We start from the raw sequence: 11,955 nt of genomic DNA, 5'->3' as shown, positions 1-11,955 counted from the left end.
CCGGGGCCTCTCTCAGGAATATCCTGCACGAGGTCCCGGCTCCGCGCTGCGCTTGGCCGGGATTTCAGATGTTCTTCTGGGTCCCCCGTCGGGGCGGGGGACCCCGGTTGAGAGGTTCGCGCTACACGAGGCTTAGCTAGCTCAACGAGAAGGTTTCAAATTCCGGGGTCCCCCGCCCCGACGGGGGACCCAGCCTTTTTTGAGAACCTAGAAAATTGTCATCACCCGTGGATGTGGGCGCCCCCCTTCCCTCGTCATGCCCGCGCAGGCGGGCATCCAGAGATCATCGGGCGAAGGCCGTGAAGGTGGCTCTGGGTTCCGGCTCTTCGCTTCGCTGCGGCCGGAATGACGAGTTGTGGGGGCTGAATAGTAGCGCCAAAAGCGCGACCGCGCGCCCGCGACTGCCTGCCCCCGCGCAGGCGGGGGTTCGCGGAACATCGCAACGCGGTCTGCCCCCGGCTACGACCGGGGGATGCGTTGCGGAACTAAAAGAAAATCCCTACCCCCTCACATAATCCTCGAAATCTTCCTCATCGACATCGCGCTCGGAGACGAGCGTGCCTTTGACCGACACGCCCGCCTCGACAACGCTCATCGCGCGCCCTGAAATGAGGGGGTGCCAGTCAAAGAGCGGTTTTCCTTCCGCGATCAGGCGATAGGCGCAGGTTTGCGGCATCCAGCTTAGATCGCGCACATTGCCGGGGGTGAGTTTCACGCAAGACGGCACGCGTTCATGGCGGCTCGCGTAGTCGGTGCAGCGCACGGTCTGAAGATCGAGCAGTTCGCAGCCAATGCAGGTGCGCAGCACCTCGCCATCAGGGTCATCATCATCAATGAGAGAGACCGTGCAGCACTGCCCGCAGCCATCGCACAGCGATTCCCACTCCGCCTCGCTCATCTGCGCCAGCGTCTTGGTCTTGTAAAAAGGGGCTTGGCGGGTCATCGCCCATAATTTAGCCGTGATCGTCTGGCTTTGAGAACACACCTTCCCCAGCGCCCGCCCGATGGAGGCTGATCATTACTTTCCGCGCCGACCAGCCGACGACATTCAAGGAGCGCCTTGCCGCGTTTGGCGAAACCTTGCGCGCCCGCAAGCTGATGGTGATGGCGGGCATCGCCTCGCTGTTTCTCGCCGCCGGTGCCATCGTGGCGCATGCCGCATGGGAGTGGGCGTTCCACGATTTGCCGCCCGTGCCGGAAAGCGCAGAGGATCTGTGGCGCGTGCGCATGGAGCCGACCGTCACCCTGCTGGATTCTGACGGCGCGGTGCTGGCCATTCGCGGTCCGCTCTACGGCATGCCGGCTCGGCTCGATGATCTGCCGCCGCACGTGGCGCAGGCTTTCCTCTCCATCGAGGACCGGCGCTATTTTGAACACGACGGGGTGGACTGGCGCGGCACGGTGCGCGCCATGCTGGCCAATGTCCGCGCCGGGCGCACGGTACAGGGCGGCTCCACCATCACCATGCAGCTGGTGAAGAACCTCATCCTCACGCCCGAACGCACAATCCGCAGGAAGATCCAGGAAATGCGCCTGGCCATGGCGCTGGAGCGGGTACTCTCCAAGGAAGAGATTCTCGAGCTTTATCTCAACCGCATCTATTTCGGCGAGCAGGCCTATGGCATCGAGGCGGCTGCGCGGCGCTATTTCAACAAGCCCGCCAGTGAACTGACCGTGCAGGAAGCCGCCCTGCTGGCCGCGCTGCCCGCTGCGCCCTCGCGCCTTGCCCCGACAGACAATCTGGCCGAAGCGCAGGCGCGCGCCACCAATGTGCTCATCGCCATGCGCGATGCGGGCTTCCTCTCTCCGATGGATTACATCGTCGCCAACGCCACACAGGCAGAGCCGGTAGAGAGCGCTTTTCGCCCCGGCGGCGCGCTGCAATACGGCCATCTGTTTGACTATGCCGTCACCGAGGCCCAGCGCCTGCTCGGCCCGGACAATGACGTGCCCGATCTCGTCATCGAAACAACACTGGACACGAGGCTGCAGAACGCCGCGCAGGAGGTTGTCACCAGCCGGCTGGAGCGCGACGGGCCGGGCGTGCGCGCGGGCGAAGCGGCCGCCGTGATACTGGCCAGCGATGGCGCGGTGCGCGCCATGGTGGGCGGGCGCGATTATGTGTCCAGCCAGTTCAACCGGGCGATACAGGCCCGCCGCCAGCCGGGCTCTGCCTTCAAGCCCTTTGTCTATCTGGCTGCACTGGAGGCCGATTACTCGCCCTCCAGCGTCTTCAACGATACGCCCGTTACCTATGACAACTGGTCGCCGGTCAATTTCGGCGGCGGCAATCGCGGCCAGATGACGATGGAAGATGCGCTCAAACGCTCGGTCAACACGATCGCCGCACAGGTCGGCATGCTGGTCGGGATTTCCGAGGTCGCGGAGATGGCGCGGCGCATGGGCATCTCCACGCCGCTCAACGAAGTGCCCTCGCTCTCGCTTGGCTCCAGCGAGGTGCGCGTGATCGACATGGCGGCAAGCTATCTCGTGATCGCCAATGATGGACGCAGGCTGGACCCGTATTTCGTCACCACCATCCGCACCACGCGCGGCGATGTGCTCTATGAGCGCCCGGAGGAAACCCGCACCCAGCAGGTGATCGCGCGCGGCCATGCCCGGGCCATGTCCACCATGCTGCAGGCCGTGGTGCTGGACGGGACCGGGCGGCGCGCCGCCGTCCCCGGCCACCGGGTTGCCGGCAAGACCGGCACCAGCCAGAACAGCCGCGATGCCTGGTTTGTCGGCTATAGCGCGCAATACGCCGCCGCCGTCTGGACCGGCAATGATGATGACAGCGCGATGGCCAATGTCACCGGCGGCGGCCTGCCCGCTGACATATGGCGCGAGATCATGGTCGCGGCCCATGAAGGGGAACGGGCACAGCCCCTCGCCGCCCCTGCCCCGCGCGTGCGCTCCGAGCGCGAGGAGCGCCTCGTCGCCTTCTATTCCGGGCTGTCAGCCGATTTCGACCGCGTGCTCTCCGGCGGACGGCTTAATTGAGGCTGTCCCGGAACGCGCCGGGCAGCTCATCCATGAACAGGCGCACTGCCGGGATCAGGCCTCTGCGCGAGGGAAATACCACATGCGCCAGCCCGCCCGGCAGCTCGTAATCGGGCAGTAGCGCGGTCAGCCGCCCGGCCTCGATGTCATCATGCACAAGCAGGCGCGGCAACGCCGCCAGCCCGATGCCTGCCAGCGCCGCCTGACGCAAAGCCTCCATATCATCGGTCACAAGGCGCGGCGTGTGGCGCACACGATGGACCGCGCCGTCCGGCGCCGTCAGCGCAATCACGTACTCGCCGGTCCGGCTGGTCATGCTCAGCGTGTCAACGCGGCCAATATCTTCAGGCGTGGCCGGAATGCCGAGCCGCGTGACCAGATCAGTGCTGGCCACCAGCGCGCCGCGATGCGTGGCCAGCTGGCGCAGGATCAGCCCGGAATCCTCCAGCGGAGGCGGGCGCACCCGGATCGCCATGTCAAAGCCTTCCTCGATCACATCGACCCGGCGATTGGTGGACTCAAGGCGCACCTGCACCTTGGGATAGCGCGCCATGAAATTGGCGATCAGCGGGGCCAGCACCTTCTCCACTATCAGAACCGGGCAGCTGACCCGGATCGTGCCTTGCGGCTCCGAGCGCGTTGCGGCCATCGCATCCTCTGCCGCCCGCGCCTGTGCGATCATCGCCGCGCAGTGCCGGTAGAAAAGCTGGCCAGCCTCCGTCACCGCGAATTGCCGCGTGGAGCGGTGGATCAGCGTGACGCCGAGGCGCTCCTCCAGCTGTGCCACCTTGCGGCTGAGGCGCGATTTCGGCACCGCAATGGCCCGGCCCGCAGCGGCAAACCCGCCATGCTCCACCACTTGCGCGAACAGGTAGAGCTCGTTCAGGTCGGGCAGGTTTATCGTTCCACTCATGGAACGGACAGTGACATTTATAGCGCCTACTGGCAACGCCGTTCCATGAATAGGTTTCTGCAAACGCCGGATCGTCCGGCTGGACGGAGGCTGACATGACACTTCTTCACATCGACTCTTCAATCCTGGGCGAAGCATCGGCTTCCCGCCAGATTGGCGCTGACCTCGTGGCTGCGCTCGCGGACACCAATCCGGATCTGGGCATTGTTTACCGCGATCTGGCCGCCGCCCCGCCCGCCCATATGGACGGGTCCGTGCTGCAGGCCGTGCGCGGTGACATAGCCGGGCTGAACGACGCCCAGCGCGCCGAGCGCGTCTATAACGATACGCTGGTCGAGGAGTTTCTCGCCGCCGGCATCGTGGTGATGGGCGCACCCATGTATAATTTCTCGGTCCCGACCCAGCTGAAAGCCTGGCTCGACCGGCTGGCCGTTCCCGGCAAGACCTTCCGCTACACCGAGACAGGCCCGATCGGTCTTGCTGGCGGCAAGACGGTCTATGTCGTCTCCTCGCGCGGCGGCAAGCTGGCCGGCAGCGCGGCCGAAGCCGCCATGGACCATCAGGAAGCCTATCTGAAGACCATGCTGGGCTTTTTCGGCATCACGGATGTGCGCATCGTGCGGGCCGAGGGCCTTGCCATGGGCGAGGACGCGCGTGACGCCGGCTTGCATGCCGCAGCCAGCGATATTGTGAAACTGATCGGCCGCAAGGCCGCGTAAACCGCTTACCCGGCGCTCCCCCAGGGGGTCACTCCCTGTCCTCGCCGGGCGCTTTCCGGGCGGGCTTTGCCTGCCCGGAAAGCATCAGCGTTTTCAGCTCGGCGATCTCGCCGCGCAGGGCGACCACTTCCTCCCGCAGCAGAGTGCGCTCGTCCGTCGCCTTGTTCTGCCGCTCGGTCTCCTCGTCGAAATGTTTCGCCTGCAGCGAGTCCACGATGACGGCGATGAACATGTTCAGGACGGCAAAGCTGGTCAGGATGATGAAGGGCACAAAGAAGGCCCAGGCGAGCGGGTGCTCGGAAATTACCGGCCTTGCCACGCCCATCGACCAGCTCTCCAGCGTCATCACCTGAAACAGGGTGAAGGCGGCGGCACCGAGATCCCCGAAAAATTCCGGGTGCGTGCCGGAGAAGAGCTTCGAGCTCATCACCGCCCCGACATAGAAGATCAGGCCCAGCACCATCATGATCGAGCCCATGCCGGGGATCGCCTTGCCGAGCGCCACGACGACGCGGCGCATTTCCGGCACGACCGAGAACAGGCGGAACAGGCGCAGGACGCGCAAAGCCCGCAGGACCGCAAACGGCCCCGCCGCCGGGATGAGCGAGATCGTCACCACGATAAGGTCAAACCAGTTCCAGCCCGAGCGGAAGAAGCTGACACGATAGACGAAGAGCTTGAGCAGAATCTCGGCGGCGAAGATGTAGACGATCACCTTGTCGGCAATCAGGAACGCCCCGGCCACATCGGGCGGCAGAGCGTAGGTTTCCAGCCCCAGCAGCACCGCGTTGACTAGGATCAGCGCGGTAATGCCGTTACGGAACAGGGCGCTCTCCACAAACACTTCCAGCCGTGATCGCAGACCGGCCTTTTCGCCACTCATCGCGCGCGCTCCCTTCATGCTTGGCAGGCTGTCTGGTTAGCCTTTAGCGGGGGGCGTACGCAATGGGGGTGGTGCTGGGAGTACATTGAACCCCCGGACGCGAAGCGATCCGGGGCCTTGTGCCGCGTAATCACCAACTAGGTCCCGGCTCTCCCTGCGGTCGGCCGGGATTTCAGGAAGCTCGCTCCAGAAACGCTTCCTTCATCGCTTACACGCCAAATCAGCGTCATGATCCTCGCGCTCCTCATCGCCAGCCTGTCCCTGCCCCATGGATTGCCAGCGGGCGCGATCCTCCATGGCGAGGAAAGGCGCGGCGCAGTGCTGGTGCGCCTTGAGGGCGCGCCCGCGCTGAGCTGGCAGGCCTGCGCAGCGGCGTGCGGGTATCACGAAGCCTGTCAGGCCTGGACGCATAATGCGTATCAGAACCGCTGTACGCTGCATGCAGCCCCGCTCACCCCGCGTCCCTTTCCCGGCGCGGTGACGGGCCTCTCGCCTTCGCTTGCGGCGCGCATTGAGCGCTCCAGTGAAAGGCCTCCGAGCGCGCGCGAACGCGAGGCGCTGGACGGCGGGCTGTCAGCCCCGCCTGCCGCCATCAGCCCGATGCCTGAAAGCGCCCAAAGCCAGCTATTTCCTGAACGTTAAGCCTGACCGGCGATTAACCGTTCGCACGGCGGCAAAAAACGCCGCGGGAACCGGGCGTTTACCCTCAGCCCCTAACCTGCAGCGAGAACCGTATTCAGGGGTGGTGGGAATTCATGGATATCGAGAGCAAGCTTCACCATCTGACCGGACTGGCGCGCGAGAAATCGTCCGAGCGCCGCCGCGCGCTTCTGCGTGAAGTCACCGACCTGTTCTTTGAAGACACGCCAAAAAACGGCACCGGCGCGCATCAGCAGTTTGACGCGGTGCTGTCCACGCTAGCCGCCCAGACCGCGCAGGATGCCCGCGCAGAGCTGGCGCGCCGCTTTGCCGATGCGCCAATGGCCCCGCGCGGCCTCGTCATGCAGCTGGCCCGCGACGCCATCGAGGTGGCCGCGCCCATTCTCGCCCAGTCCGGCGTGCTGACCGAAGACGACCTGATCGCCATCGCCACCGAGGCCGGCGAGGAGCATCGCCGGGCTATGGCCATGCGTGAGGCGGTGCCCGAACGGCTCAGCGACGCCATTGTCGCCAATGGCGATGATGAAACGCTGGCGCGCCTGGTCGCCAATGATGGCGCACGTCTGTCGCGCGGCGCCTTCGAGACCGTTACCCGCCGCGCGGAGACCAGCCCCGTTCTGCAGGCGCCCATCGTCAACCGGGCCGACACGCCCGCCGACCTTCTGGGCGATCTGATGAGCGTGGTGGAAACCTCTCTGCGCGACCGGATCATGAAGCGTTTCGAAACGCTGGACCCGGCCATTGCCGAAGCCGCCCTTGCCGCCTCGCACGCCCGGCTGGAAGCGCGCATCGCCAGTGACAAGGCCATTGCCGAGGCCCGCAAATTCGTCACCACACGGCGCATGCGCAAGGAGCTGGACGGCTCATTGCTGGTGCGCCTGCTGCGTGAGGGTGAACGGGTGAAATGCTGTGTGGCGCTGTCCGAGCTTGCTGATGTCGATTACTCTGCCGCACAGCGCGCGCTCGACCATCGCAGCCCTGATGGTCTGGCTCTGGTCTGCAAGGCGGCCGGGTTCGACAAGGCCCTGTTCGTCACGCTGGCCATATTGCGCGGGCAGACCAGCACCAATCTTTCTGCTGACGCACAGGCGCTTGGCGCGCTCTACACCAGCCTGTCGAAGGAAGACGCCGAACGCGCCATGCGCTTCTGGCGCATGCGCAAGGACATGCAGGCGGCCTAGAACTTCGCGCCAAGTCCGGCCGACTTCATAATCGCATTGGCTGTATGACGGCTTTTCGTGTTTCGCGGAACCAGCACCCATTTGCCTTGGGTTGACTCCCACTTCTCATGGCTACCCTTGCCGCCCGCTATCTGACGAAACCCGGCACGTTTCAGCTCAGTGATGACGTCGCGGTAATAGCCCTGCCCCATCCCGCTTCACGCGCAAAGCGGCTCGGCTTCCGTAGGCCGCTGCCACACAATGCCCGGAATGAGATCGGCGAGCGTCAGATTGGCCGCGCCGGTCTGGTTGAGAATGTGGTTTTGCAGCGCCAGCTCACGGGCGTGCTCATGAATCAGCCGCTCGAACTCGTCGAGCGTTTCAGCCTCTATATGCAGCCCTTCTATATCGCTTTCGCTGACGAAGACTTTGGCTTCCTCATCCCATAGCGCCTTGACATAAAAGGTCTTCTGCATTGGCTTTCCCTCCGGGACAGCACTCCACGGCTTTGCGCCGTACTTTAGCAGGGTTTGTATCCTCAACCTACCGCGAATTGGACTGCGCGCACCCTACTCCTCATCACCTTTGTGCTTGGGACGGCGCTTGTAGATCGTGCCCCTGCCCTTTTTCGCCGGCATCGCGCCAGCTTTTCGCGAGCGGCGGGCGAGGCCGCGTGCGACCGGGTTGGGCTTTGGCGTGCGTCCCTTTTTCGCGCTCAATCGTCGCTTTCCTCCACGCGCGCCAGAGGGTTGGAGTTGTCATCGGACTCCAGCTCCCCGGCGATGCGGCGGGCATGGGTCTCCACTTCCGGCGGCACAAACACTTCCGCGCCATTATCCATGTAGACGCTGGTCGACGGGAAGGCGAAGGCGGTGCCGGCGCCCTCAACGATGCGTTTCATTTCGAAGGCCAGCTCTTCCTTCAGCTCCAGCCAGTCGGCCCAGGCGGTGGTATTGGTGAAGCAGACCAGCAGAAGATCGATGGAGGAGGCGCCGAAGCTGTCTACCCGCATGGCGCGCGCCACTTCGGGCGGCTTCGCAAACCCTGGGTGATTATCCAGCCATTCCAGCGTCTTGTCGCAAATATAACGAAGCTGATCGGACGTCGTCTTGTACTCCACGCCAATGGTCCACAGGATCCGGCGATGGGTCATGCGCGAGAAATTGGTGACAGCCTGATCGGACAGGAAGGAATTGGGCACATAGACCGGAGAGCGGTCGAACCGGCGCACAAGCGTGGAGCGGAAATTGATCTGTTCGACGATGCCCTCCACCACGCCGTCGACATGGATCCACTCACCCGGCAGGAAGCGCTTTTCGGTCAGCACCAGCAGGCCCGAGATCAGGTTCTTGAACATGTCCTGTGCGCCAAGACCGACCGCGACACCGAACAGGCCAAGACCGGCCACAATCGGCGCCACCGGAATACCCCAGAGCTGCAGCACGGCCCCGGCGCCCACGACGACGAACAGGATGCGCAAGGTCTTGGCCAGCCAGTCCACCAGCACAGGCCCAAGCGCGCGCTGCAGCGGCGACAGGAGATAGGAAACCGGCGTCACCACGTTATGCAGCGCCCAGAAGATCGCGATGATGATGAGCGTGCGCACCAGGTTGATACCCGGCCCCTCACCCTCGGGCTGGTCCAGCCCCACGATCAGCACGGCGATATAGACACCTATAATCACCGGGATAAGCCTGATCGGCCCGGACAGCGCCCGCACCACCTTTTCGTCCATGCGCGTCGTGGTTTTCTGCGCATGGGCCAGCAGGAATTTCGTAATCGCCCATCCGGCAAGCCCGCGCACCGCAAACGCGAGTGCCACCACCACAAGTCCAATCAGCGCCTGGCCGACATTCAGGCCCAGAAAGCTCGTATTCCAGACATCAACAACGATGGCCCAAAGATCATTCATCGTATCCATTATGCACGGCGCTCCTTGGCCCGGTGGAACTCGATATCGGGCCATTTCTCCTGAATGTAGGACACCTCCCAGGCGTTCTTGGCCATGAAGACCAGCGCGCCATCAATATCCTCGGCAATGGCAGACTTATGCCGGTCGATCAGGGCTTCCAGCTTGTCGCGGCTTCCGGTGATCCAGCGTGCGGTCTCGTAAGGGCTTGGCTCGAAGGTGACATCCAGATTGTATTCGGCCGCCACCCGCTCTGCCATCACGTCGATCTGCAGCGCGCCGACCGCGCCGACCACGAAATCGCCGCCCACCTGCAGGCGGAAGAGCTGGGTGACGCCTTCCTCGGCAAGGCTTTCCAGCGCCTTTTTCAGATGCTTGGCTTTGAGCGGATCCTTCAGCCGGGCGCGGCGCAGCAGCTCCGGCGCGAAATTGGGGATGCCCGCCACCCGCCACTTGCCGCTTTCCGAGAGCGTATCGCCGACGCGCAGCGCGCCATGGTTGGGCACACCGATGACATCACCGGCAAAGGCCTCGTCGGCCAGTTCCCGGTCCTGCGCAAAGAACATGATCGGACTGGAAACGGTCAGCAGCTTGCCGCCATCGGTTTTCAGTTTCATGCCGCGCTTGAACGTGCCCGAACACAGGCGCATGAAGGCCACGCGGTCGCGATGGTTCGGGTCCATATTGGCCTGCACCTTGAACACGAAACCGGCCACTTCCTTGCCATCGGGCGTCAGCTCCGGTGCCGGGCCGCCGGTTGCCGGCTGGGCTTCAGGCCCCGGCGCTACCTGCTTGAGGGCTTCGAGCAGCTCGAACACGCCGAACTGGCGCAGGGCCGAGCCGAAATAGACCGGCGTCATATGCCCTTCCCGGTAACTTTGCGGATTGAAGGCGGGGCAGACCTCGCGCGCCAGTTCCACGCCCTCGCGCAGCTCGGCCAGCTCGGCTTCACTCAGGATCGAGCTGATCTCGTTGCCTGACAGGGAGACGCGCTGGCTCCTGACCGGGTCGGCATCATCGGCAGACGGGCGGCGATAGACCACAAACTCGTCCCGTTCCAGATCGGCCACACCCTTGAAGCGGTTGCCGGAGCCGGACGGCCATTGCATGGGCGCAACGTCCAGTGCCAGCTTGTCCTGGATGTCATCGAGCAGCTCGGACGGGTCCATCGCCTCACGGTCCATCTTGTTGATGAAGGTGAGGATGGGGATGTCACGCAGGCGGCACACCTCGACCAGCTTCAGCGTGCGCGGCTCCACACCCTTGGCGGCGTCCAGCACCATGATCGCGCTGTCAGCGGCCGTGAGGGTGCGGTAGGTGTCTTCAGAGAAGTCTTCGTGTCCGGGCGTATCGAGCAGGTTGAAGATCAGCCCGCCATATTCATACGTCATCACCGAGGCGGAGACCGAAATCCCGCGCTCGCGCTCGATCTTCATCCAGTCAGACTGTGTGCGCCGGTTCTCCCCGCGCGCCTTTACCTGCCCGGCCAGACGGATTGCGCCTGCGCTGAGGAGTATGTTTTCCGTCAGCGTCGTTTTACCGGCGTCCGGGTGGGAGATAATGGCAAAGGTACGCCGGCGCGACCATTCAGGCAGCGCGCTTGTGGGGGAGGTCATGGCCGGTCCTGGCTAACGAAACAGTTTCGCGCCCGGACCTAGCAATCGCTCATCACGCGCGCAAGCGCTGGGGCGCGTGCAGCCACACCGCATCGTTGGCGGCGCGGGCGCTGAGCATGTCCATCTCCTGCAAGCCTTTCAGCTGTGTCAGGACCACCAGGCCGACAGAGGCAACGCGCACCTGAGCATCCTCCGGGCCACGCGCCGCGTTGGGCCTGACCGCGAGCAAGGCGTTCGCCTCATCGCTTTTCCACCCGACCAGGGCAGCCAGAAAGCGCGCTTTCTCCGGATTGTTGCGCGCCAGCAGCGGATCTTCATAAATCGCCTCGCGGACCAGCTTGACCGCCTTGCCGAGCGTCATGGCCCGCAGCTCATGCTCGGGCACCGGGCTGCCGGCCGTCAGCGCGGCACGTTCAGGATCCCCCAGAGAAAACACGACATCATTGAACAGGAACAGCACGCTGCCTGACCCCACTGCAGATACGGTATGCCAGCGCCACCCGGCTGCGCTGTCTTGCGCAGCGCCTGCCCCGGCCGGCCAACCGTGTGAAAAATCCTCGATGGCTTCAGTCTGACCGGCCCGCGTTAAAACTGCGTCACCGGCGCGTTGAGAAATAAGCAGTGTTAATGGGGGGCTAACCGCCACCCTCGCCCTTCGAGATACTCGCTAGCGCCCCCCCTCACAGATGAGGGGGTAACAGGGCCCTATTCCTCAACCCGTTCCATAAGGAAGTGGCGCCCTTCACGATCAACGATTTCGACCGCCCATATATCCGGATCATCCTCACGGCGGCGGGCGATATAGGCATCGGCGCGGGCTTCCTCCATGGGCAGGGCGCCCAGAGGCTGCGACCAGAGGCGATCGCCCTCCATGTCGCGTACCGGCACAAACAGGCGTGCCAGCCGGTCTGCGCCGACCAGCTTCAGCAGCACCACGCCAGCATCGGCATCGCCCTTGTGCAGCACATAAAAGGACGCGCCCTCGCGCTCCGCACGCCACCGCAGAGCATCCACCCAGATCCATGTGCTGAGCTCAGGCATGATTCTCCCTTGCTGGCCGGACAATTGCTTAATAATGTGTAAATCGAGGGG

14 protein-coding genes are annotated in these 11,955 nt (G+C 64.1%); 4 read left to right on the top strand and 10 right to left on the bottom strand.

Going from position 1 to position 11,955, the window contains the following annotated elements:
• Positions 1 to 499: 499 nt before the first annotated feature.
• Complete coding sequence (locus ACTIGC_RS09920) at positions 500 to 943, bottom strand: YcgN family cysteine cluster protein (RefSeq protein WP_439634248.1); 444 nt, start codon at positions 941 to 943, stop codon at positions 500 to 502.
• A 137-nt stretch (positions 944 to 1,080) separates the two neighbouring features.
• On the opposite strand from ACTIGC_RS09920, the gene ACTIGC_RS09915 reads away from it, so the two are divergent.
• Entirely contained in the window at positions 1,081 to 3,003 is a 1,923-nt protein-coding gene (locus ACTIGC_RS09915; protein WP_439634247.1) for a transglycosylase domain-containing protein, read from the top strand.
• Here ACTIGC_RS09915 and ACTIGC_RS09910 read toward each other — a convergent pair.
• Positions 2,996 to 3,916: a LysR substrate-binding domain-containing protein gene (locus ACTIGC_RS09910; protein WP_439634246.1), complete on the bottom strand. Its 921-nt coding sequence runs from the start codon at positions 3,914 to 3,916 to the stop codon at positions 2,996 to 2,998. The two genes, ACTIGC_RS09915 and ACTIGC_RS09910, sit on opposite strands and share 8 nt — an antisense overlap.
• A 95-nt stretch (positions 3,917 to 4,011) precedes the next feature.
• Between ACTIGC_RS09910 and ACTIGC_RS09905 the strand changes: the two genes are divergently transcribed.
• Complete coding sequence (locus ACTIGC_RS09905) at positions 4,012 to 4,635, top strand: FMN-dependent NADH-azoreductase (RefSeq protein ID WP_127567686.1); 624 nt, start codon at positions 4,012 to 4,014, stop codon at positions 4,633 to 4,635.
• Between the two features lie 28 nt (positions 4,636 to 4,663).
• Here the strand turns inward: ACTIGC_RS09905 and ACTIGC_RS09900 are convergent, their stop codons facing one another.
• Positions 4,664 to 5,518, bottom strand: a complete 855-nt coding sequence (locus ACTIGC_RS09900) for an ion transporter (RefSeq protein ID WP_439634245.1) — start codon at positions 5,516 to 5,518, stop codon at positions 4,664 to 4,666.
• Between the two features lie 228 nt (positions 5,519 to 5,746).
• On the opposite strand from ACTIGC_RS09900, the gene ACTIGC_RS09895 reads away from it, so the two are divergent.
• Together ACTIGC_RS09895 and ACTIGC_RS09890 are read left to right on the top strand one after the other, a co-directional pair.
• Positions 5,747 to 6,160: a PAN/Apple domain-containing protein gene (locus ACTIGC_RS09895; protein WP_439634244.1), complete on the top strand. Its 414-nt coding sequence runs from the start codon at positions 5,747 to 5,749 to the stop codon at positions 6,158 to 6,160.
• A 113-nt stretch (positions 6,161 to 6,273) separates the two neighbouring features.
• The gene (locus ACTIGC_RS09890) at positions 6,274 to 7,359 is read left to right on the top strand and encodes a DUF2336 domain-containing protein (protein WP_439634243.1); all 1,086 of its coding nucleotides are present in this window, start codon (positions 6,274 to 6,276) and stop codon (positions 7,357 to 7,359) included.
• On the opposite strand, the gene ACTIGC_RS09885 is transcribed toward ACTIGC_RS09890, so the two are convergent.
• The 7 genes from ACTIGC_RS09885 to ACTIGC_RS09855 form a co-directional block, all read right to left on the bottom strand.
• Entirely contained in the window at positions 7,356 to 7,550 is a 195-nt protein-coding gene (locus ACTIGC_RS09885; RefSeq protein ID WP_439634242.1) for a type II toxin-antitoxin system HicA family toxin, read from the bottom strand. The two genes, ACTIGC_RS09890 and ACTIGC_RS09885, sit on opposite strands and share 4 nt — an antisense overlap.
• Positions 7,551 to 7,556: 6 nt before the next feature.
• Positions 7,557 to 7,814, bottom strand: a complete 258-nt coding sequence (locus ACTIGC_RS09880; protein WP_439634241.1) for a DUF1902 domain-containing protein — start codon at positions 7,812 to 7,814, stop codon at positions 7,557 to 7,559.
• 93 nt (positions 7,815 to 7,907) lie between these two features.
• Positions 7,908 to 8,057: a hypothetical protein gene (locus ACTIGC_RS09875; RefSeq protein WP_439634240.1), complete on the bottom strand. Its 150-nt coding sequence runs from the start codon at positions 8,055 to 8,057 to the stop codon at positions 7,908 to 7,910.
• Positions 8,054 to 9,259, bottom strand: coding sequence for a mechanosensitive ion channel family protein (locus ACTIGC_RS09870; protein WP_439634239.1), 1,206 nt, complete (start codon positions 9,257 to 9,259; stop codon positions 8,054 to 8,056). Before ACTIGC_RS09870 ends, ACTIGC_RS09875 begins: the two co-directional genes overlap by 4 nt.
• Entirely contained in the window at positions 9,259 to 10,863 is a 1,605-nt protein-coding gene (locus tag ACTIGC_RS09865; RefSeq protein ID WP_439634238.1) for a peptide chain release factor 3, read from the bottom strand. The genes ACTIGC_RS09870 and ACTIGC_RS09865 overlap by 1 nt, the downstream gene beginning before the upstream one ends.
• Positions 10,864 to 10,915: 52 nt before the next feature.
• Positions 10,916 to 11,323, bottom strand: a complete 408-nt coding sequence (locus ACTIGC_RS09860; RefSeq protein ID WP_439634237.1) for a hypothetical protein — start codon at positions 11,321 to 11,323, stop codon at positions 10,916 to 10,918.
• 245 nt (positions 11,324 to 11,568) lie between these two features.
• Entirely contained in the window at positions 11,569 to 11,904 is a 336-nt protein-coding gene (locus tag ACTIGC_RS09855; protein WP_439634236.1) for a DUF1491 family protein, read from the bottom strand.
• Positions 11,905 to 11,955 lie beyond the last annotated feature (51 nt).

The organism is Glycocaulis sp. (assembly GCF_051859565.1).
Classification (GTDB): Bacteria; Pseudomonadota; Alphaproteobacteria; order Caulobacterales; family Maricaulaceae; genus Glycocaulis.
This window is presented reverse-complemented; position numbering and strand designations above follow the sequence as displayed.